We start from the raw sequence: 21,140 nt of genomic DNA on the forward strand, positions 1-21,140 counted from the left end.
TGCCTCTTAATGGAAAATCCTGAATGGTAATCTCATCTTGAAAACCCTTTGATACTAATTCAAGCATATCAAACTCTTGTGGAGGCTTGGCGCTCTCTTCGAAATAAAGGTGTAGTACTTCTTCTGTGTTAGTGCTAGAAACTATTTCAAAGTGTTCTACTAAAAAATCAGGCAGCATAAATTTTAAAAGGTCTATAGGAGTCATCTCAAATTCTTAGATTACAAAGTTCTTATTTTATTTTGACATTCCTCCCCAGGTTTTGTTCTTGATCCATTAATGCTAACGTTAATCTATTTCATATTATAAAGTTTGATAAAATAAATAGTTATATGCTAAACTATATACCATTTTCTTTTTTCCCATCATTTATTAATTCTATAATCTTTAAAGCTACACCACTTGACGATTGAAAATTTTGTCCAGTAACGATTCTTTCATCCGTTTCTACATGTGCGGCATTACGAACAGAAAACTTAAAAACACCTCCTCTTTCTTCAATTGTCTTTTGAATTAAGAATGGAAAGTATTTATAATATTCTCCATCTTGCTTTTCGAAAGAATCGGGGTAACCACTAATTTTTTTTCCTGCCACTAAATAATTGCCGTCTTTTGTTTTTAAGTTTACAATTCCTGCAGTTCCATGACAAACAGAAGAGATAATACCCTTATTTTCTTCATATACTTTAAGAGCAATAGTTTGAATTTCTTTATTTTCAGGTACATCATACATGGCAGATCCACCACCGATATAATGAACAGCTTTATAATTTTTTGAATCAATTTCCTCGGGTTTTTTAGTGCTTTTTAGTGCATACATAAAATCTTGATCAAATAAATATTGCTTTTGCAAAGTGTCGGATGTGTTGATATATGCCAATGGAATACTTCCTCCTTCTGGGCTTACAAAATCGACGGTGTATCCTGCTGTTTTAAAAGTATTGTAAGCATTTACTATTTCAGAAAAACTATTGCCTGTTGCTATGGTTGATTTGCCATAATAATGAGCATTAGAAACAATAAATAGAATATGCTGTCCTGATTTATTAGAATTTAAACTAGTTGCAGATTTACTAATAATTTTCCATTCGCCTTGAATCTTTTTAAGTAAAAACAGATCAATAAATTCTAATTTTTTGGAAGGTATTACTATTTCGGCCTTAGCCAAAGCTATATCGTTATACAACTCAACTGAAAGAATTCGGCCTATACGACCATTAAACTGTCCCTGAATGCCCTTTTTAAACCCATTGGCGTATTCGTTAATAGGTACAATCCAGAGATTTTTGTCTTTATGACTTAAAAACAGATTGGCTTCTGGATAAAATGCTTTTTCGATGCTTTCAGGTTTGTTGTATGAACTTCCTTCGATGTAATTGTCAATACATTTTTTCACTAATACTTCTTCTGTCTGTGCCAATAATAAACCTGGCAAAAATAATAGGGCGATAAAATAGATGATTTTTTTCATAAGCTTTTTTGAATTAAATTTTTCACAAAGCTATGATTGGTGGGATTTCAACAGGAATGAATTTATAAATCAGGACTCCTGATTTATAAATATTAAGAGAAAAAAATGAGTTTTTGCGTAGTTTATAGATGTTGTTCCAGTTTAATTATAGTTTATTAGATTTATGTCTTTACTCATGTCTTATTGTGTGGACACGGATTAGAAATCTGCGCTGTCGGGATTTCGTACTTAATTTCGTAATCTATCAAATCGGTGATTATCTACTGGCTTTTACTTATCAATTGTATTTTGATAATCTGATGTTGCTTTCCATATTTGCTCTATTTCTGGCCAAACAGTAGCTGTGAAATCGGTATCAGTGTTGACTAGTACTATGGTGCCAATTTTAGTTTTAGGATTAAAGTACATTGCTGTAAACACACCCGGGTCTGAACCGTTATGACCAATCATTTCATTTTTAATATCTAAAAAGGAATCACGAAATTCAATAAAAACACCATATTCTTCATTTATTCCATTGCTAACAAATGTTTGTTTTTCAAAGAGTTTATTGTAACTTTCTTTCTTTAAAAGTTTTCCATTTCCCTCATATCCTTTTATGAGTTCTGATAAAAATAATCCTAAATCCTTACTTGATGTTAGAAATCCTCCATCAGGATATGTTATGAGAGAATACTCGGCAATCATCTTCTCTTTGTTTGCAAATAATCTCGAACGTCTATTAGGATCAATATCTTTTGATGACCAACCAGAGGAATTCATTTTTAATGGTTTTAGAATATTCTCTTTAGTAAATGAGGCGTAATCTTGTCCCGTTGCAGATTCTATTACTAAAGCACAAAGAGCAGCAGCTATATTTGAATATTCACGCTTTTCTCCTGGTTTAGCATTTAAAAATGTATTTTTTGAATACCATTTTCCGTTTTCAGTAAGACTATTTCGCATGAAATCTGATAATAGGATATAGCTTTCTGGTTTATTGAAGTAGTCGTAAACACCTTCATTTTCATCGTGTTTGCTTTTTGTTAAAACATATGATTTTGCATAAACTTCATCAAGATCAGTAATTGAAGAGGTATGATAAGCCAAATGTTTTATTAAGATTGGAATTTCAGGATGATTTGGATTAACAATCTTGAATGGTAAATACTTATTGATTGGGTCGTTTAGATTTAATTTTCCTAATTCTTGTGCTTTAAATAAAGATATTCCTATTAGCGTTTTTGATATTGAAGCTATGTTTTGAATTGTATTTGATGTGTATGCTTTCTTTTGCTTAATATCTGTAAATCCAAAACCTTTATCATAAATTAATCCCTTTTCATTTACTACGGAAACTGAAAATCCAATTATTGCCCCTTTTTTATAAGCTAAGTTTAAGTTTTTAGTTAGCGTATCATTTTTTTTGGTTTTTTGGTTACACGAAAAGACTAGTATTGAAAGTATGAGAATTAAAGATGTTTTTTTCATTGTCTGTTATTTTTTATGCTATATTTTCTCTATTTTAGTTATGATTACATCAGTTCCTCTTATTTCTATGCAGCCTATTCTTTGTGATTTTTTAGCTGTTTTTATTACTTCAATTTCATAAAGGATTTTTTTATAAAGTCTTTAGACTCCCAATATCCGTTTTCCCTTTACAGATATGGTTTATGAAGCGTAATATAGCGACATCTCTATGTGTGATATCATTTTTGAAATAAATCTCTTAAGTATAAAATAAATTCTACGTTTCATAATTATGGTATTTATAAGTAAGTCAAAAGTTTAAATGTCGTAAAGTCAAAAGAATCAATATTGGGAATAATAGCTTGAAATCAATCTGTTGTGTTATTTTGTCAAATTTTTAAACACGACATTATACAATAGTTGCTACTTAGTTTAATTGGAAAATTTTATTTAAGATACGCTAAAATAAAAAAATGAAAGAATATTTGATTAAAACATTCTTTCATTTTTAATTTTCTTTAGAAAAATAAAGATTATTATAAGCTGTCTTTTATTCTTTCAGTAATTTCGTCAATCGTTCCAAGACCATCAAAAGTGAGTACTTTGATTTTTGATTTCATATATTCAATTGCAGGTCTGGTAGATTCTTCAAAAACCTCTATACGTTTTATATGAATTTGAGGATCTTTGTCGTCTTTTCTATTAGATGTTTCGGCTCTTTTTTGAGCTCTGATCAATAATTCAGATTTTGGAACTTCGATATTTAAAGCTTTTCCGATTTTTAATCCTTTTGAATCAACAAGTTCTATTAAATCGTCTACTTGGGCTTTCGTCCTTGGATAACCATCTAGAATTATACCCGATTTTGTTTTATTTTCATCCAATATTTTACTAAAAAGATCTTTCATGATAGAATCAGGAACTAAATCTCCTTTTTCTTCATATTCAGACATAATCTTTCCTATTTTGGTTTCATTTTGTTTTTCTTCTCTGCATTTATCACCTGTTGAAATATGTTCAAAACCAAGGAGTTCTTTTAATACATTACATTGAGTTCCTTTTCCTGAATATGGTGGTCCGGTTATTAATAAAATTTCCATTTTAGTGTAATTGTTTTTTAAGCTAATATAAGAAATATTGTTGCTATGAGTGATTAACTTTTTTTCAAATTTAAACAGAAAACATTTTTGATCAACATGTCATTTTTCAGAAAGAGCTTTGTAAATTAAAATGGCTACAACGAAGATGTATGTTGTTGATTTAGAGTGCGATTTTTAATTTTGTCTATTTCTTATTTCCTGAAGTTTTAAATTAATTTTAGTACTAATTTCATCTGGCATAGCATTCTTATAAAATTTAATTGTTTTGTTTGTAAGATCAAGCTTTACGATACCACCTCTTACTCCCATAAATATATTTTCATCATCGAATGCTGCAATTGAAGTTGGATATAAATTGTCCCAAAAGGTGTTTTTAAAAACGAGTTCTTTCTTAAAATCTTTGAGGATGTAAAATTTTTTATGTGTAGCGATTAGAATTTTGTCCTTATATATGGTGTAAGCCATGGGAGTATCATCAAAGTTGACAAGTTCCTTATAATTAAAATTATCATCTTTAATATCAAGTTCGTATAGTTCACCACTATGAAATGTCATATTTCCAAATCCTTCAATAAAATATATTTTATCTTTAAATTTGAAAATATGTCTCATAGCTGCATCTTTAATTTTAATAAAGTTTTTCGGATTGTCATTTGGAACATAAATAAGTTTGCCTCCACCAAATTCCCCTCCATCATTTCCTGCTAAATAGCCATTAGCCATCAGAAGTATGCATATTTCATCTGTCTTATATTTTTCAATTTTAAGTTTTCCCTCAAAATTTAGAACCTTAAAATCAATAGAATTATTTAATAAAGACCACTCAGCGCTCCCAACTTTAGGAATTTCACTTTCAACAAATGCTTTCGGAATTAAAATAGTTTTTTGTTTATAATTGGTTAAACCAAATAAATTCAAAATCATTAAAAATATTTTGCTTATCTTAAGTTTAGATTGTTTTTCTTCAAGTATATATTTATTTAGATAAAAATATTAAATTGATTAAAGCATCTTACACATCTTTTTTCTTCAAACATCTTCCTCTCGGTTGATCCCCTTCATGGAGTACAACTTCGGAATGTAGGAATTGTGCGGCTTCTGCTGAATCTTTTACTTTTATAGCGCTACGTTCTAGCATTTCGGCTTCATAATCATTTAATACACTTTTTCTAATTCCAGCTTTCTTCCATTGTGATAAAGGTCTGCATTCTTTTGTGATTCCTCGGGCGAGTGAGAGGGCATCTAGTAGTGCCTGATTTGCTCCTTGACCTTTAAACGGACTCATGGGGTGGGCTGCATCCCCAATAAGAGTTACTTGCTGTCCTTTTTCTAACAATTCAGGTTGGAGTAATTCCCGATCATAAACAGGATAACCAGAAATTTGAGCTTCTTGAGTAGCTGCCAAAATCTGAGGAATAGGGGTGTGCCACTGAGTTCTGCGACAGGCTTCTTCCTTGAGTGCTAGAGGGCCTTTGGCACTTAATGCTTTGGCTTCTTCTTCGGGCATTGGGAAACTAAGTTGCCACATTATCGAGTCAGATGTATAAGGCATAATATAGATTCGCTCATTACCATTGGCAGTTTGAAACACTGTAGCTGAGTCTAGTAAAGAACTATTAAGATCTTCGAGAGCACTTAAAGGGCAAATACCTAATATTACAATACAGTCTAAATAGCGTAAAGGGGTAATGTCTTCACCAATAAGCAATCTGCGGACTGAACTGCGAATGCCATCGGCTCCAACTACAAGATCTACTTTTGCCGTTTTTATTTTGCGGTTTACTTGAAAACTTAAATCAACACTTCCATCCTCAGATTCTTTAAAATCTATTAATTGATGTCCCCATTGTACGATATCATGCTTGCCTAGTTGCTCAAGTAGCTCTAAGCGCAAAGATTGTCGTGCGATATGTATATTTGAACGTTTTGGAGAGGTTTTTACATCCGATTGTATCCATTTTCGAACGCCCCATTCGCCAATCACTTTTCCTTCTGTAGTATGAACGAGATGTCTTGTTGAAACCACACCATCTTTTAACGAAAAAATACCCAATCCTTCGATTGCTTTACTCGCTTGTTGCAAAGTAAGTCCGTAGCCTTGTGATCTTGCAGCAAAGTCATTATCTCGCTCATAAAGAGTAAAAGGGATTCCACGATGTAAACAAGCTATGGCCAGAGCAACTCCTCCTATACCAGCACCAATAATAGCAACGTGTGGATAGTTTTCTTTATCTACTACAGGTGGAGTAGCAGAATGTACCAATCCAGACCCGTGACAGATAGTACAGGAATATAAATGTCCTTTAGGGCGAGTTGGAGCCGTTTCTTCTCCCTTGTTTTTCTCAAATAGATCGAGTGCTATTTGATATTGGAGTCGAACTTTCTTGCTGATTCTTCTGCTTTTTTTGCCGCGTCCTTGGCATTCCTGGCAAATAGTCCAGCTTACCTCTTCATTTTCTCCTTTTTTCACTTCCTCTATATTAAACTTAATCTTTGCTTCGTTCCGTATGCAAAAATACAATGTCTTGCTCTATATAAGAGTTATCGTGAGACTTGTTTTCTATGTCTAACCATTTATTTATCTTAATTAAGACAAAGCTATCTGGGTTTCTTGTGTACTTTTGAAGTCTATTTGTTGCTGCTTTTCCGTGTTGTCAGAATAGCAGCAAATTATTAGTACATTTTTTATTCGTTACTTTTTTTATTTATATTGTTCTTTATCAAAAGAAAAATCGTTGCTAAAAAAACGATCAGGTATATAATAGAGAGACCTAGTTTTTCAAATCTTAGAGTTTCAAAATTAAACTGTTTGTAAAGCGCACTTCCTAAAATTAGTATTATAATAACGGGTACAAAATTCTTCATATAATGGTTATTATTTAATGGTTAATAATTGTTTTTTATTCAAATAATATCGCAATCTTTTTTATCCATTTAGTTTTATAAGACGTGACTGGTCATCAAATTCGGCTGTTACTATATCTCCATTTTTAGTTGCGGTTAGTTTAACTCCATTTTCTGAAATATTGTATCCTTTATCAGTTAAATAATTGGTCAAGGCGAGATTATGGTTCATATCAAATTGCGAAATTAGTTGCGGGAAAACAGTCATAATTCTAAAATGATTGTCCTTGCGATTTTTATCAATTTGATCACTTTTTATTGTTACGACCATTGCGCCTTGTCCGTAATCACAAATATAGTAAGCACTTGAATTATGAATTCCGGACGCAATAGTACCTATTAGATGTAAATCTTCTTTTGAGAAATCGAAAGTATCATTTTTTAAAATGTTGATTTCATTATCTTCTCCATATTTTTTTAGTTCCAAAGCTTGTTGGATAACTTTATCTGTAAGCCCAGATTTTGTGTTTGCCCAAGCCCAAAGCCAGGTTTGAGAGGAATGTGAAATAGTACCTAATACTTGAATTGGAAAAACAAGGTTGGTTCCAAAACTAATTTCTCCGTTGGCAATATTTATATTCCAATTATTATTCCCAATTAAGTCTCCAAAATCTAATTGTTTATCAAATACAATCCCACCATATCTTTCGATCAGTTCTTGGTCTGTTTTAAAAGCTGTCAAATCCTGTTGTGTTTCTATCTTGTTATTTTGCCCAAATATTTTATTGAAAAATCCCATATGTTTCTTTTATTATTGTTTAAAATTAAAGTTTAGCTTGTAAAATATTTATTAACTGATTATATTTTTGTCAAAATTATTTTGAACCAATTTTTATTTAATGATTTTAGAATAGCAATCTACCATTTTCAAAATTAATCGTAAGTTTACACACCCTTTATCAATTTTAAATTAAAATACCCATGTCAGATTTTTGGATTTATTTTCAAATAGGATTAAAACACGTTCTAGATATTCATGCTTACGACCACGTAATGTTTCTAATGGCTTTAACCATTCCTTATGCGTTTAAGGATTGGAAAAGAATTTTGCTTCTTGTAACTATTTTTACAGTTGGGCATACATTAGCATTGTTGCTTTCGGTTTACGGAATCGTTACTATTAAAGTAAATATTGTCGAATTTTTAATTCCGATAACTATTTTAATAACAGCCTTTTTTAATTTTTTTACAGCAGGAAAATCATCCAAGACAGAGAGTATTAATTTAGTGTTTTTTATAACACTTTTCTTTGGGATAATTCATGGTTTAGGATTCTCTAATTATTTTAAAACAATATTAGGAGGTAGTCCATCATCAAAATTATTACCATTAGGAGAATTTGCATTAGGGATTGAGGCAGCTCAAATTATTGTGGTTTTTGTAGTTTTAATAATCTCATATATTGTACAGACTATTTTTCGTTTTTCAAAACGTGACTGGACTTTGGCGATGTCAGCATTTATAATAGGTGTTGTAATCCCGATGGTTATTGAGAGCGAAATATGGAGCAGATAAAAAATGGAAAAGATAAAATTAAATAGATACGACAAAGCCTATTTGCGAATAGCTAAAGAATGGAGCTTGTTGTCGTATTGCAAGCGCAAGCAAGTTGGTGCAATTATCGTAAAAGATCGCATGATTATTTCTGATGGTTATAACGGTACACCATCTGGGTTTGAGAACTGTTGTGAAGATGAAGAAGGATTAACGCGCTGGGATGTTTTACATGCCGAGGCAAATGCTATTTTAAAAGTAGCGCGATCTACTCAATCTTGCGAAGGAGCAACGTTGTATATAACGCTTTCTCCATGTAAAGAATGTAGTAAATTAATTCATCAATCGGGGATAAAAAGAGTTGTTTACCAAAACGGATATCGTGATGATGCAGGTATTCAATTCTTAATAAAAGCAGGTGTAGAGGTAGAACATATTCCTGTGTTAGAAGAAGAATAAAGTTACAGTAATTTCAAGATACACGGTTACTTATGAAGAATGGCAATAATCTGTTCTCATAAATTAAATATTAACTACATATGAAATTCAATCCTAAATATTTGCCAATAGTTATTGGAGTAACTTTAGCTCTGGGAACTGTCCTTGGAGTTATGTTAAACGCTCCGGTACAGGATCAGTTTTTGGCTAAAACCAACTCTAAGAACAAACTCAACAAATTAATTGATTTCATCAATAATGAGTATGTAGATAGTGTAGATACCGATTCTATTGTAAATCTTACAGTAGATAATATTTTATCAAAACTAGATCCCCATTCCGTTTATATTCCGCCAAGCGAACAAGCAGAAGTTGCCGAAAGTATGAAAGGTGATTTTGTGGGTATTGGTGTAAATTTCTATATGTATAGAGATTCCGTTGCGATTATAAAACCTGTAGAAAATGGCCCTTCGGCAAAAGCAGGAATTCTAGCCGGCGATAGGATTTTATACGTAGGAAAAACAAAATTGTTTGGTCGAAAACTTCCTTCTGATAGTTTATTTGCTAAATTAAAAGGAGAAAAAGGAACAGAGATAGAGCTGACAGTTTATAGGAAATCAGAACAAAAGAAATTAAAAGTCAAAATAAAGAGAGACGTTATTCCGATAAAAAGTGTTGATGTCTCGATGTTATTAGATAAAAATACCGGATATATAAAAATCAATCGTTTTGCAGAGACAACCTTTGCAGAGTTTAAATCGGGTTTAACCAAATTAAAACAAAATGGAATTGAGTCGCTTATTATCGACCTTCGTGATAACGGAGGAGGATATATGGAAGAAGCGGTTGCGATTGCAGATGAATTCCTGAAAAACAAACAACTGATTGTTTTTACCAAAAATAAAAATGGCGAAACTGAAAAGACCTATGCTACAGGAGCTGGAAGTTTTGAAAACGGAAAAGTATCTATTTTAATCAACGAAAATAGTGCTTCGGCAAGTGAGATTCTGGCAGGAGCAATCCAGGATAATGATAGAGGAAATATAATTGGTCGCCGTTCTTTTGGAAAAGGATTGGTGCAACGCGAAATGGATTTTAATGACGGTTCTGCTGTGCGATTAACTGTTGCAAGATATTACACACCAACAGGTCGTTCTATCCAAAAGCCATATAGCCACGGAAACGAAGATTACTTTAAAGAATCGGATTCACGATTTAATAACGGAGAATTATATAGTAAAGACAGTATTAAGGTTGTTGATACATTAAAATATAAAACACCAAAAGGTAAAATTGTTTACGGAGGTGGAGGTATAGTGCCAGATGTTTTTGTACCTATCGAAATGGAACATGGTAGCGAAGGCTCGGCTTATTTACTACAAACTGGTATCGTAGGACATTTTGTTTTTGAGCAGTTGGATAAAAACCGAAAAGCATTCACAGGATTGAACTATAAAGAGTTTATCGCCAAAATGCATGCGACGGATGATTATTTTAAATCGTTTCAAAAATATCTTTCTATTAACGGATTAGATTTAAAATTAGATAAAAATAAAGCAATCATTAGTCGTTATATTACAGCTGAATTTGCTCGACAATTGTATGGAGAAATTTACTATTACGATGTGATTCTTAAAAATGATGCAATGATTAAGGCTGTTTTAAATCAGAAGAAATAACGCTAAATTTTATCAAAATGGAAGTAAAGACTATTGTAAATGCCGAAATTGAGCTTTTAGCTGCTATTAAAAATGCAGATGTTTTAGCTCTGGAAAAGATTCTACATGATGATTTATTGTTTAACTTACCAGATGGGCAAACGATTACCAAGGAATTCGATTTAGATACCTATCGCTCAGGTAAAATTAAAATAGATGTTCTGGAAGCTTCAGATCAAATTATTAATGTAATTGATGATTCAGCAGTTGTTGGAGTTACTATTTTGCTAAAAGGGAAATATGATAATGATCCTATAGATGGTGTTTTTAGATATATAAGAGTTTGGAAACAATTTGATGACAATTTAAAAGTTATTGCAGGTAGTTGCATACAATTAAAATAGAATTAATGAGTTTAACTTAGCGAACTTCACAGTTAAATAATAAACATGAAAAATTTAAAAAGAATAAGTTTTCTGTTAGTCTTAATGGTTTTTGTAATTTCTTGTGCATGTATGAAAGATAAAAATACGATTTCAGGAAAAGTAGAATCTATCGAGTTTGGTAAAGACGGTTATACTGCAAAAGTAAAGACGGAGAAAAACGAAATTTACTATGCTACAATTAGCATTGTAAATGTAGGCGGTCCTGAAAACTATAAGAAACTAAAAGAAGGAGATGAGGTTTCTTTAAAAGGAGAAATCTGGAAAGCTGATACCGAGAAACATATAAAAGTAAAAGAGATTGTTTCTGTAAAATAAGTTAATGCTAATGCATTAAAATTGTTGAAATATTAAGATTTTTGAACCATTAAGACATTAAGTTTATTAAGCTTAGTCTAATGGTTTTTCTTTTTTTACGATTAAGAGATTAAGTCTGTAAAGTGTCTAAAACGTAGCTTTCTTAATCTCTTAATGGTTTAAAATAAAAAATTTGATGTTTTTAGATTTGGCTATTAAAGTTTGAATTATTTAAACCCAAGCTTAACTTTTCTTAATGGTAAAATAAAAAAAAGGCTGATGTTATAAAAGTTATCGAGTACTGTCGTGAGCATGAGTTTGCACGCCGTTATTCCATACCGTTAAGATATCCGTTGCAACGGCAGCTCCACTTCCTGCAGCAATTGCAAGTTGGCTTCTCCAGCCAGCCAGAGTACCAATTACATAAATACCTTCAGCAACTTTATGGTCGATGTTTTTTAACTGAATTCGTTGTTTTTCGGGAAGCGCTTTTTTATGAGGTTCGATATATTGTATCAAGCCTTCGATAGCAAAAGTATTTGCAGAACCAATCCCTACAACTATCATTTTGGTTTTATAAGAGCTTCTGTTTGTAGTAATTAAAAATTCAGGATATTCACCTTCTATTTTTATTACTTTCTCATTTGGGATTTGCTCAATATGCGGATACGCCTGGCTTAAATGTTTGGTACTTTCAGATAATAATTCAGAACCTAATTTTCCAGGAGCAATACCATAAGCATTATTAAAAAGAGCTTCTTGAAGAGAAGAGTTTTTTTGGTGAGTAAAAACCCCAATTTTTTTGTCAATAGCAAAAGGTTTATTTTGTGCAGATCCTAAAACAAGTGCACAGGACATGCTTGATACCCCTCCGCCAATAATTAAAACGTCAAACATATTATTGTTGATCGTTCATCTTTTCTTCTATTTTTTTAGAAACTCTAAAAATTAAAAGAATTAGTACAGCGCAAAATGAAGCAGCGATTCCAATAAAAGCTACCATGCTATCTCCTTGTAAAGGATTCTGAAAGTCAAGCAAAGTAATATTGAAAATAATCAAAGCTAATGCTAAAAGCACTAATATGGAAGTAAAAATTTTCATAGGACAATTATTTATTTCTAACTATTAAGAGAAATAGATAAATACTGAAACGTTGTTTTTTGGATCCCTAAAACGAATATTCTGGTATTTAAGTATTTCTGAGGGGGTAAATTTATGAAAATTAATTTTAGACAAACAAACCTTTAACATTAGCTGCAAATAATTTAACAGCAATGGCCAAAAGGACTACACCAAAAGTCTTACGAACTACGCCAAGTCCATTCTCACCCAGTAATTTTTCGATCTTAGAAGAAGATTTTAAAACGATATATACCAAGATAATATTAAGTATAATTGCGATAACTATATTTATAGTATGAAATTGAGAACGCAAGGATAATAAAGTTGTCATTGTACCTGCTCCGGCAATTAACGGAAATGCTAATGGAACGATTGATGCAGAGCTTGCTTCTTCGTTACGATATATATGTATACCAAGAATCATCTCTAAGGCTAAGAAGAATAAAACAAAAGATCCTGCGACAGCAAATGAGTGAACATCGATACCAATTATTTTAAGAAATCCTTCTCCGATAAAAAGGAAGATAATCATGATAAGACCAGCTACTATTGAGGCTTTTTCAGATTCGATATGCCCGACTTTTGATCTTAAATTAACAATGATTGGGATAGAACCCACAATATCAATTACTGCAAATAACACCATCCCGACAGTGATAATTTCCTTAAAATCAATTTCTAGCATAATTTTTTGATTTAGTGTTTAAAGATGTGCAAAGTTAGATAATAAAGTTAGGGCTTTTTCATAAGAAATTAGCAATAGTGTATTTTTGTTATAAAAACACGTGTTGTTGTGTAAAATAATGATTTTTATAACAAAATTTTGTTTTTACTTCAAGGATTCGCAAAGATTATTAGTAAACTCAGGAGCGGAAATGGCTGGCAGGGTTTTGAAAAGGTTATGATATGTCTTCTAAAATTTAATTTTTCGTTGCTTTTGTTGACGAAAAAAAAACTTTGGGGTTAAATTTCAACACATTCTGCAGTAAAAATTTAATCTCATTTCATCTGTTTTCTTTGCCTATCTTTGCACTTTATAAATTTCAGTATTTTAGTATCATGTTTCAATTAGGGAAAACCATCGTTTCGGAAGATATTCTTGAAAAAGAATTTGTTTGCAATTTATCAGCTTGTAAAGGTGCTTGCTGTGTTGATGGTGATGCTGGGGCTCCGCTAAGTGAAGAAGAAACAAAGATATTAGAAGAAATATACCCAAAAGTTAAACCGTTTTTACGCAAAGAAGGAATTGCAGCTATCGAAGCGCAAGGAACTTGGGTAAAAGGTACAGATGGTGATCTGGAAACACCATTAATTGATAATAAAGATTGCGCCTATGTAATCTTTGATGGTAAAACTGCGCTTTGTGGTATCGAGCAAGCCTATAATCAGGGAATCGTAACCTGGAAAAAACCAGTTTCTTGCCATCTATACCCAATCCGAGTAAAAGATTTTACCGAGTTTGCAGCAGTTAATTATGACAAATGGGATATTTGTGATGCTGCCTGTTCTTTAGGTCAGGAGCTTGAAGTTCCAGTCTATAAATTTGTAAAAGAAGCGTTAATTCGCAAGTTTGGAGAAGATTGGTATATGGAACTTGATAAAGTTGCACAAGACATAAAACGCTCTTAAAAACATCCCATTTTTTTTACAAGGAAACAATGCTGATATTGCAGTAAAAATTATTGCAAATGATCTGAAAAAAGATTTTTAAAAATTATAAAAAAGTCTTGCATTTTATTTCAAAAATCCTATATTTTACGCTTGCTAACGTGAATTTGGACAGATTTAACTGTCTAATTTTCAGAATGTTAGTAATTGTATGAAAATTATTCTGTTTTTGTCCCTTTGTTAAAAACTAGACTCGATTGTGAATAAGTTTGACTTTTATTTTAGCCAACAAATGACAATCTTTGTAGTCTACACAAATGGATGAAAATCTATTGAAAATATTTAAAATAAAACACAACTATAATGTCACAAGTCGAACCAATTTTACAAGAAAATAAGAACCGTTTCGTAATTTTTCCTATCAAACATCATGATATCTGGGAATGGTACAAAAAAATGGAAGCTAGTTTTTGGACTGCTGAAGAAATTGATTTGCACCAAGACTTAAATGATTGGAATAATAAGTTATCTGACGACGAAAGATACTTTATCAAACATATATTAGCATTCTTTGCCGCATCTGATGGAATCGTAAACGAAAATCTTGCTGAGAATTTTGTAAACGAAGTACAATATGCAGAAGCAAAGTTTTTTTACGGATTCCAAATTATGATGGAAAACATTCATAGTGAAACTTATTCATTATTAATTGATACTTACGTAAAAGACGAAGCAGAGAAAGATGATCTATTTAATGCATTAGATGTTTTTCCTGCAATTGCCAAAAAAGCAAAATGGGCTTTAAAGTGGATTGAATCAGATTCATTCGCAGAGCGTTTAATTGCTTTTGCAGCTGTAGAAGGAATCTTCTTTTCAGGAGCTTTTTGTTCTATTTATTGGTTGAAAAAACGTGGACTAATGCCAGGATTAACTTTCTCAAACGAGTTAATTTCTCGTGACGAAGGAGTTCATTGCGATTTTGCAGTGCATTTACACAACCACCATTTAATTAACAAAGTTCCTAAAGATAGAATTAAAGAAATTATCGTTGATGCTTTAAACATCGAAAGAGAGTTTGTTACAGAATCTCTTCCAGTAAGTTTAATCGGTATGAATGCTGTCTTAATGACACAATATTTAGAATTTGTTGCCGATAGACTACTTGTTGAATTAGGATGTGACCGTGTTTACGGTTCAGCAAATCCGTTTGACTTTATGGATATGATTTCACTTCAGGGAAAAACCAATTTCTTTGAAAAACGTGTTGCAGAGTATCAAAAATCAGGTGTGATGAACACAGATAGTGATGCTCAAAAAATTTCATTCGATGCAGATTTTTAGACAACAAAGCATTTTAGCGATTACCACGACGCTCAAAAAACAAAAAAATTAAGAAACGAAGGTTTCTATAACTAGACAATTTAAAAGTTGAATCTGATTTCCCCCAAATCGTAGATTCGACACTATCACTGACTAATTTTCAGCCTATATACCAGGTTGGGGAGAGGGTAACTATTGGAAATCTACTAATTTCCAAATTAATATAAAAACACGCAATGTTTAAGTATAGAGGCTCGTCCTCTATGCTTTCATTTTTTCAATAATAATTATAAAGGTAAGCTTATGTATGTAGTAAAAAGAGATGGCCACAAAGAGCCCGTAATGTTTGATAAGATTACAGAAAGAATCAAAAAATTGTGTTACGGGTTAAATGAACTTGTAGATCCTGTTAAGGTAGCTATGCGCGTTATCGAGGGATTGTATGATGGTGTTTCGACTTCGGAACTAGATAATCTTGCTGCCGAAACTGCGGCTTCAATGACGATTGCACATCCGGATTATGCTCAATTGGCTGCTCGTATTGCAATTTCAAACTTACACTCTAATACTAAAAAATCGTTCTCTGAAACGATGAAGGATATGTATAACTACGTAAATCCAAGAAATGGTCAAGAAGCACCACTTCTTTCGGATGAAGTATTTAAAGTAATTCAGGAAAATGCTGAGTTTTTAGATTCGCATATCATATACACAAGAGATTTTAATTACGACTACTTTGGTTTTAAAACCCTGGAGCGTTCGTATTTGCTTAAAATAAATGGTAAGATTGTCGAGAGACCACAACATATGTTAATGCGTGTGTCTGTAGGTATTCACCTTGATGATTTAAAATCGGTAATGGAAACATACGACTTAATGTCGAAAAAATTCTTTACCCATGCAACTCCTACATTGTTTAATGCAGGAACTCCAAAACCACAAATGTCATCTTGTTTCCTTCTTGCAATGCAAGACGATAGTATCGATGGAATTTACGATACGTTGAAACAAACGGCTAAAATTTCTCAATCGGCGGGAGGAATCGGACTTTCTATTCATAATGTACGCGCTACAGGTTCTTACATTCGTGGAACTAACGGAACTTCAAACGGGATTGTTCCTATGTTGAGAGTATTTAATGATACAGCACGTTATGTAGATCAAGGTGGAGGAAAACGTAAAGGAAGTTTTGCGATTTATATCGAAACCTGGCATGCAGATATCTTTGAATTTTTGGATTTAAAGAAAAATACAGGAAAAGAAGAAATGCGTGCGAGAGATTTATTCTTCGCAATGTGGACTTCTGATTTATTCATGAGACGTGTACAAGAAGATGCTTCTTGGACATTAATGTGCCCTAACGAATGTCCTGGATTATATGATGTTTACGGAGAAGAATTCGAAACAATGTACCTTGACTATGAATTTAGAGGAAAAGGAAGAAAAACAATCCGTGCTCGTGAATTATGGGAGAAAATCCTTGAATCACAAATCGAGACTGGAACACCGTATATGTTGTACAAAGATGCAGCAAACCGTAAATCTAACCACAAGAACTTAGGAACAATTCGTTCATCAAACTTGTGTACTGAGATTATGGAGTTCACATCTAAAGATGAAATCGCAGTTTGTAACCTGGCTTCTATTTCGTTGCCAATGTTTATCGAGAACGGAAAATTTGATCACGAAGCGCTTTACAACGTTACAAAACGTGTAACACGTAACTTAAACAAAGTAATCGACAGAAACTACTATCCAGTAAAAGAAGCTGAAAACTCTAATATGCGTCACCGTCCGGTAGGACTTGGAGTGCAAGGATTAGCAGATGCTTTTATCTTGTTGCGTATGCCGTTTACAAGTGATGAGGCTAAGAAATTAAACCAGGAAATTTTCGAAACATTATACTTTGCAGCTGTAACCGCATCTATGGAAATGGCTCAGGAAGAAGGACCATATTCTACATTTGCTGGATCTCCAATGTCACAAGGAGAATTCCAATACAATATGTGGGGAATGAAAGACGAAGAGTTATCAGGACGTTGGGACTGGGCTTCGTTACGTAAAGAAGTAATGGAACATGGAGTTCGTAACTCATTATTGGTTGCTCCGATGCCAACAGCTTCGACTTCACAAATCTTAGGAAACAATGAAGCTTTCGAGCCTTATACTTCTAATATTTACACTCGTCGTGTATTATCTGGAGAATTTATCGTTGTAAACAAACACTTACTAGAAGATTTAGTAAAACTAGGATTGTGGAACGAAACATTGAAGCAAGAAATCATGCGTCATAACGGATCAGTTCAAAACATTGATATTATCCCGCAAGACTTAAAAGATCTTTATAAAACTGTTTGGGAAATGTCGATGAAAGATATTATCGATATGTCACGCCAAAGAGGTTACTTTATAGATCAATCGCAATCATTAAACTTGTTTATGCAAGATGCGAATTATTCTAAACTTACGTCAATGCACTTTTACGCTTGGCAATCAGGTTTAAAAACAGGAATGTATTACTTACGTACCAAATCGGCTGTAGATGCAATTAAATTTACATTAAACAACGATAAAAAAGAAGAAGATGCACCAGCAGCAGCTTTGGTTCCAGAAACAGAATCAATAAGCGTTGAGGATTACAAAGCAATGTTGCTAAAAGCACAAGCAGGAGATCCAGACGATTGCGAAATGTGTGGTTCTTAATCTTTTTTTAGAAGATAAAAAATAGAATAAAGATTTTATTCTTAGTTAATAGAAAGCAGTTATCATTATGGTAGCTGCTTTTTTTTTGCCCAAACTTGTCATCTCGAAGAATGAGAGATCTCCACGAGTAGCTCGCCAATCTTGTCCTTCATCGTCAGGAAAGACAAGATTGAGAAAAAACTTTGCGAAATAACTCCCATGCCAGAAGAAAGGCAAACTTGTAGAGAGTATCAATAAATATAGAGTAAATACTCAATTTCCTCAAGGGCAATATTGAATCTATAAATAGCGTTTTTAATCTTAGAGCCTTAGCAACTAAGAATCTCAGAACCTCCCTTTTAAACCTTTAATTAAAAACAAAGTCTTATTCTCAAATAAATTCCTGCGTTATGAAAAAAAGCAATGTTTGGTCGTTACGATTGGGTTTTTCAGGTAAAGAATCTGATAAGATTGAAAAACTAGGATTAGAAAAATTTCTAAAACATTCCTATGATTCAAAATTCGATAAACAACTTCCTGCTTTTTTAGACGATGATCCCAAAACAGTTGTAGAACTTAAAGAACTACGTGAATCTATAAAAACAGCTGACTCGGAAGCTAAAAAGAAAGCTTTTAAAAAAGAAATCTATTCGGCTGTTGAATTAAAAAAATGGTGGATTGCCAAAATGCGAAACGATGAATTTCCGTTACGCGAAAACATGGTTTGCTTCTGGCACAATCACTTCGTATCTACTTCTCAAAAAGTAAAAGTTAATTATTGGATTTACCAGCACAATATGATTTTGCGTGAGCATGCTTTCGGCAACTTCAAAGAACTCACTAAGCAAATCATAAAATCGAATGCAATGGTGAGGTACTTGGATAATGTTGATAATAAAAAAGGGAAATACAACGAAAATCTAAGTCGCGAATTACTTGAATTGTTTACAATTGGAATTGGGAATTATTCTGAAAATGATGTTAAAAACGGAGCAAGAGCTTTAGCTGGACTTAATTATGGAGATGATGGTGCGGTTTACAGGCGCTTTGCAGAAGATGATACCGATAAGACGTATTTTGGAAAAACGGGAAATTGGAAAGCAGATGATTTAGTTGATATAATTTTTGAACAGAAAAGTATTCCGTATTTAATTACCCGAAAAATTCTGAAATGGTTTATTTATGATAATCCGTCAGAAGAATTAGTGACCTATTATGGCGATTATTTTAGGAAAGTGAAGTTTGAAATAGAACCGTTGCTAACTAAAATTTTTATCGAAGAATATGGTAAAGATGTTTCGGGAACCAAAATAAAAGATCCGTTAGTATATATTTTACAACTCCTAGAAGAATTGCATATTGATGATCTCGATGACGGTATGGTTATGTTCTTTTTGAAACAGCAAGGAATGGATTTATATAATCAAGTAAATGTAAAAGGTTGGGATGGCGGAAATTCATGGCTGACTTCTCAGGTTTATTTGCAACGAAATAACACCTCAGATTTACTTTGTAGCGGAAGAAGTATTACGAAAAAAGTACTGAATACAATGAGTGGTGAAAGTGAGAAACCGAAGGCAGAATTTGATAAAATTGATGTCAAAATTGATTTTGATTCTAATGGGAGTAATAAAACAATTATTACCGAATTGTCTAACAGGTTATTATTTAAAGTAGATGAATCGGTACAAAAAGACATGGAGGATTTACTTAAATATGATTTTGATCCAAAGGATTCTCATGCCAATTATGCAGTAATCAGACTGTTTAATTACATTACAAAGTTGCCAGAATATCAATTAATCTAGAAGTTTAAAGTTATGAACAGAAGGAATTTTATATCGATAACAGGAACGTTTACTGGTGGAATGCTTTTGCTTCCTGATTTTTTGCATGCTTATGGTTCTCAAAATAGTTTGGTAATTGGAGAGCAATGTGTTGTATTTGTTCAGCTTAATGGAGGGAATGACGGATTGAATACCTTTATTCCGTACGATAATCCGTTGTATTATGATTTGAGAACAAAAATTGCTTTGAATAAAGATGTTGTGATAGGAAAAAATAAAGGAATGGCGTTTCATCCTTCTTTGAAAGATTTTGCACAAATGCAGCAAAATGGAGATTTAACAGTAATTCAGAATGTAGGTTATCCAGAGCCGATTCGGTCGCATTTTCGTAGTCAGGAAATTTGGCAAACAGCAACAGATTCTAATAAATATATAAATGAAGGATGGTTGGGGCGGTATTTGGATTTGCAATGTAAAGAACATCAGGCAACGGCTGGGATTAATCTTGACACAATAGACAATCTGGCTTTGAAAGGAGTAGAGCCCAATTCAATCACAGTTAAAGATCCAAACCGATTTAAGGTAAAATCAGATAAAGAAGAGAATGTAACATTGTCGAATAATCCGCAATTAGATTTTGTTCGAAAAATAGCCAATTCAGTTATTGAAGGATCTGATGAAATTCAGAAAGCATTGGCAAAATCTAAAACGGAAATAAGTTATCCTAAAACAGAATTATCCAAAAATCTAGAATGGATTGGTAGATTAATAAAAGGAAATTTAAATTCAAAAGTGTATTATACATCGCTTGGCGGATTTGACACACATGATAATCAGCTTGCTATTCATGAGAAAAAGTTATCCGATTTGAATGATGCTTTGTATGCTTTTTATCAGGATTTAAAACAGGCTCAATTACTTCAAAATGTTACGGTTGTTGTGTTTTCGGAATTTGGAAGAAGAGTAAAAGACAACGGAAACGGAACCGATCACGGAACAGCAGCGCCGATGTTTATTATAGGTGGGAATAATAAAGGAACAATTTTAGGGAATAATCCAGATTTGTCTAATTTGGATAACGGGGACTTAAAATATGAAATTGATTTTAGAAGTGTATATGCTTCCTTATTACAGCAAAAAATGAATTTTGATTATTCTAAAATTGGAATAAATAATAAGCCTGTTAGGGGATTGTTTTAAGGATAGATAGCTACGAATTTTAATTAAATTTATTATAAACATCAATTAACCAAACCGTTTGTCATCCTATGTTTGTAATAAAAAAGGATTTCTGTTTTTAGTACATTTATGTTTAGATTTTCAACAGAAGAAAGGGAAAGATAAAAACTAAAAATTGTCATTTGTCAT

At 32.5% G+C, this 21,140-nt stretch carries 19 protein-coding genes and 1 pseudogene; 10 read left to right on the forward strand and 10 right to left on the reverse strand.

The window, feature by feature from the left end; genetic code table 11:
* The 7 genes and pseudogenes from B8T70_RS24145 to B8T70_RS21625 all read right to left on the reverse strand — a co-directional run.
* A pseudogene (locus tag B8T70_RS24145) lies at nt 1-205 on the reverse strand (transposase); the annotation flags it as partial.
* A 133-nt stretch (nt 206-338) separates the two neighbouring features.
* Nucleotides 339-1,469 carry a nuclear transport factor 2 family protein gene (locus B8T70_RS21595; protein WP_086896191.1) on the reverse strand — a complete coding sequence of 377 codons (1,131 nt, stop codon included), beginning with the start codon at nt 1,467-1,469 and terminating at the stop codon, nt 339-341.
* Between the two features lie 270 nt (nt 1,470-1,739).
* A complete protein-coding gene (locus B8T70_RS21600) occupies nt 1,740-2,939 on the reverse strand; it encodes a serine hydrolase (RefSeq protein WP_086896192.1) in 1,200 nt (399 codons plus the stop codon).
* Between the two features lie 515 nt (nt 2,940-3,454).
* Nucleotides 3,455-4,018, reverse strand: a complete 564-nt coding sequence (locus B8T70_RS21605; protein WP_086896193.1) for a nucleoside monophosphate kinase — start codon at nt 4,016-4,018, stop codon at nt 3,455-3,457.
* 174 nt (nt 4,019-4,192) lie between these two features.
* The gene (locus B8T70_RS21610; protein WP_086896194.1) at nt 4,193-4,942 is read right to left on the reverse strand and encodes a hypothetical protein; all 750 of its coding nucleotides are present in this window, start codon (nt 4,940-4,942) and stop codon (nt 4,193-4,195) included.
* An 88-nt stretch (nt 4,943-5,030) separates the two neighbouring features.
* The gene (locus tag B8T70_RS21615; RefSeq protein ID WP_086896201.1) at nt 5,031-6,488 is read right to left on the reverse strand and encodes an NAD(P)/FAD-dependent oxidoreductase; all 1,458 of its coding nucleotides are present in this window, start codon (nt 6,486-6,488) and stop codon (nt 5,031-5,033) included.
* A gap of 456 nt (nt 6,489-6,944) precedes the next feature.
* Entirely contained in the window at nt 6,945-7,661 is a 717-nt protein-coding gene (locus B8T70_RS21625) for a DUF6882 domain-containing protein (protein ID WP_086896195.1), read from the reverse strand.
* Nucleotides 7,662-7,843: 182 nt separating this feature from the next.
* Between B8T70_RS21625 and B8T70_RS21630 the strand changes: the two genes are divergently transcribed.
* The 5 genes from B8T70_RS21630 to B8T70_RS21650 all read left to right on the forward strand — a co-directional run bounded on the left by B8T70_RS21630 (nt 7,844) and on the right by B8T70_RS21650 (nt 11,273).
* On the forward strand, nt 7,844-8,437 hold the full coding sequence (locus tag B8T70_RS21630; RefSeq protein ID WP_039115913.1) for a HupE/UreJ family protein: 594 nt from the start codon (nt 7,844-7,846) through the stop codon (nt 8,435-8,437).
* Between the two features lie 3 nt (nt 8,438-8,440).
* The gene (locus tag B8T70_RS21635) at nt 8,441-8,875 is read left to right on the forward strand and encodes a dCMP deaminase family protein (RefSeq protein WP_039117873.1); all 435 of its coding nucleotides are present in this window, start codon (nt 8,441-8,443) and stop codon (nt 8,873-8,875) included.
* Nucleotides 8,876-8,955: 80 nt separating this feature from the next.
* Nucleotides 8,956-10,533 (forward strand): S41 family peptidase, encoded by a 1,578-nt coding sequence (locus tag B8T70_RS21640; protein ID WP_086896196.1) that lies wholly within the window; start codon nt 8,956-8,958, stop codon nt 10,531-10,533.
* 17 nt (nt 10,534-10,550) lie between these two features.
* On the forward strand, nt 10,551-10,916 hold the full coding sequence (locus tag B8T70_RS21645; protein ID WP_039115917.1) for a nuclear transport factor 2 family protein: 366 nt from the start codon (nt 10,551-10,553) through the stop codon (nt 10,914-10,916).
* A 45-nt stretch (nt 10,917-10,961) separates the two neighbouring features.
* The gene (locus B8T70_RS21650) at nt 10,962-11,273 is read left to right on the forward strand and encodes a hypothetical protein (protein ID WP_039115918.1); all 312 of its coding nucleotides are present in this window, start codon (nt 10,962-10,964) and stop codon (nt 11,271-11,273) included.
* Between the two features lie 270 nt (nt 11,274-11,543).
* Here the strand turns inward: B8T70_RS21650 and B8T70_RS21655 are convergent, their stop codons facing one another.
* From B8T70_RS21655 to B8T70_RS21665, 3 genes are all read right to left on the reverse strand, one after another.
* Entirely contained in the window at nt 11,544-12,149 is a 606-nt protein-coding gene (locus B8T70_RS21655; RefSeq protein ID WP_086896197.1) for an FAD-dependent oxidoreductase, read from the reverse strand.
* A 1-nt stretch (nt 12,150) separates the two neighbouring features.
* Nucleotides 12,151-12,354, reverse strand: a complete 204-nt coding sequence (locus B8T70_RS21660; protein WP_039115920.1) for a hypothetical protein — start codon at nt 12,352-12,354, stop codon at nt 12,151-12,153.
* Nucleotides 12,355-12,481: 127 nt separating this feature from the next.
* A complete protein-coding gene (locus tag B8T70_RS21665; RefSeq protein WP_039115921.1) occupies nt 12,482-13,060 on the reverse strand; it encodes a MarC family protein in 579 nt (192 codons plus the stop codon).
* 374 nt (nt 13,061-13,434) lie between these two features.
* Between B8T70_RS21665 and B8T70_RS21670 the strand changes: the two genes are divergently transcribed.
* The 5 genes from B8T70_RS21670 to B8T70_RS21690 all read left to right on the forward strand — a co-directional run bounded on the left by B8T70_RS21670 (nt 13,435) and on the right by B8T70_RS21690 (nt 20,972).
* On the forward strand, nt 13,435-14,004 hold the full coding sequence (locus tag B8T70_RS21670; protein WP_086896198.1) for a DUF3109 family protein: 570 nt from the start codon (nt 13,435-13,437) through the stop codon (nt 14,002-14,004).
* Between the two features lie 342 nt (nt 14,005-14,346).
* A complete protein-coding gene (locus B8T70_RS21675) occupies nt 14,347-15,324 on the forward strand; it encodes a ribonucleotide-diphosphate reductase subunit beta (protein WP_039115924.1) in 978 nt (325 codons plus the stop codon).
* 282 nt (nt 15,325-15,606) lie between these two features.
* The gene (locus B8T70_RS21680) at nt 15,607-18,006 is read left to right on the forward strand and encodes a ribonucleoside-diphosphate reductase subunit alpha (protein ID WP_039115926.1); all 2,400 of its coding nucleotides are present in this window, start codon (nt 15,607-15,609) and stop codon (nt 18,004-18,006) included.
* 389 nt (nt 18,007-18,395) lie between these two features.
* Entirely contained in the window at nt 18,396-19,793 is a 1,398-nt protein-coding gene (locus tag B8T70_RS21685) for a DUF1800 domain-containing protein (protein ID WP_086896199.1), read from the forward strand.
* A 12-nt stretch (nt 19,794-19,805) separates the two neighbouring features.
* Nucleotides 19,806-20,972, forward strand: a complete 1,167-nt coding sequence (locus B8T70_RS21690; RefSeq protein WP_086896200.1) for a DUF1501 domain-containing protein — start codon at nt 19,806-19,808, stop codon at nt 20,970-20,972.
* Nucleotides 20,973-21,140 lie beyond the last annotated feature (168 nt).

Source organism: Flavobacterium sp. AJR, from assembly GCF_002156885.1.
In the GTDB taxonomy this organism is placed as follows: domain Bacteria; phylum Bacteroidota; class Bacteroidia; order Flavobacteriales; family Flavobacteriaceae; genus Flavobacterium.

What these genes read in the sequence shown, in the direction of transcription:
- B8T70_RS21595 (WP_086896191.1), bottom strand. Translation starts at nt 1,469, where the DNA reads ATGAAAAAAATCATCTATTTTATCGCCCTATTATTTTTGCCAGGTTTA.
- B8T70_RS21600 (WP_086896192.1), bottom strand. Translation starts at nt 2,939, where the DNA reads ATGAAAAAAACATCTTTAATTCTCATACTTTCAATACTAGTCTTTTCG.
- B8T70_RS21605 (WP_086896193.1), bottom strand. Translation starts at nt 4,018, where the DNA reads ATGGAAATTTTATTAATAACCGGACCACCATATTCAGGAAAAGGAACT.
- B8T70_RS21610 (WP_086896194.1), bottom strand. Translation starts at nt 4,942, where the DNA reads ATGATTTTGAATTTATTTGGTTTAACCAATTATAAACAAAAAACTATT.
- B8T70_RS21625 (WP_086896195.1), bottom strand. Translation starts at nt 7,661, where the DNA reads ATGGGATTTTTCAATAAAATATTTGGGCAAAATAACAAGATAGAAACA.
- B8T70_RS21630 (WP_039115913.1), top strand. Translation starts at nt 7,844, where the DNA reads ATGTCAGATTTTTGGATTTATTTTCAAATAGGATTAAAACACGTTCTA.
- B8T70_RS21635 (WP_039117873.1), top strand. Translation starts at nt 8,441, where the DNA reads ATGGAAAAGATAAAATTAAATAGATACGACAAAGCCTATTTGCGAATA.
- B8T70_RS21640 (WP_086896196.1), top strand. Translation starts at nt 8,956, where the DNA reads ATGAAATTCAATCCTAAATATTTGCCAATAGTTATTGGAGTAACTTTA.
- B8T70_RS21645 (WP_039115917.1), top strand. Translation starts at nt 10,551, where the DNA reads ATGGAAGTAAAGACTATTGTAAATGCCGAAATTGAGCTTTTAGCTGCT.
- B8T70_RS21650 (WP_039115918.1), top strand. Translation starts at nt 10,962, where the DNA reads ATGAAAAATTTAAAAAGAATAAGTTTTCTGTTAGTCTTAATGGTTTTT.
- B8T70_RS21655 (WP_086896197.1), bottom strand. Translation starts at nt 12,149, where the DNA reads ATGTTTGACGTTTTAATTATTGGCGGAGGGGTATCAAGCATGTCCTGT.
- B8T70_RS21660 (WP_039115920.1), bottom strand. Translation starts at nt 12,354, where the DNA reads ATGAAAATTTTTACTTCCATATTAGTGCTTTTAGCATTAGCTTTGATT.
- B8T70_RS21665 (WP_039115921.1), bottom strand. Translation starts at nt 13,060, where the DNA reads ATGCTAGAAATTGATTTTAAGGAAATTATCACTGTCGGGATGGTGTTA.
- B8T70_RS21670 (WP_086896198.1), top strand. Translation starts at nt 13,435, where the DNA reads ATGTTTCAATTAGGGAAAACCATCGTTTCGGAAGATATTCTTGAAAAA.
- B8T70_RS21675 (WP_039115924.1), top strand. Translation starts at nt 14,347, where the DNA reads ATGTCACAAGTCGAACCAATTTTACAAGAAAATAAGAACCGTTTCGTA.
- B8T70_RS21680 (WP_039115926.1), top strand. Translation starts at nt 15,607, where the DNA reads ATGTATGTAGTAAAAAGAGATGGCCACAAAGAGCCCGTAATGTTTGAT.
- B8T70_RS21685 (WP_086896199.1), top strand. Translation starts at nt 18,396, where the DNA reads ATGAAAAAAAGCAATGTTTGGTCGTTACGATTGGGTTTTTCAGGTAAA.
- B8T70_RS21690 (WP_086896200.1), top strand. Translation starts at nt 19,806, where the DNA reads ATGAACAGAAGGAATTTTATATCGATAACAGGAACGTTTACTGGTGGA.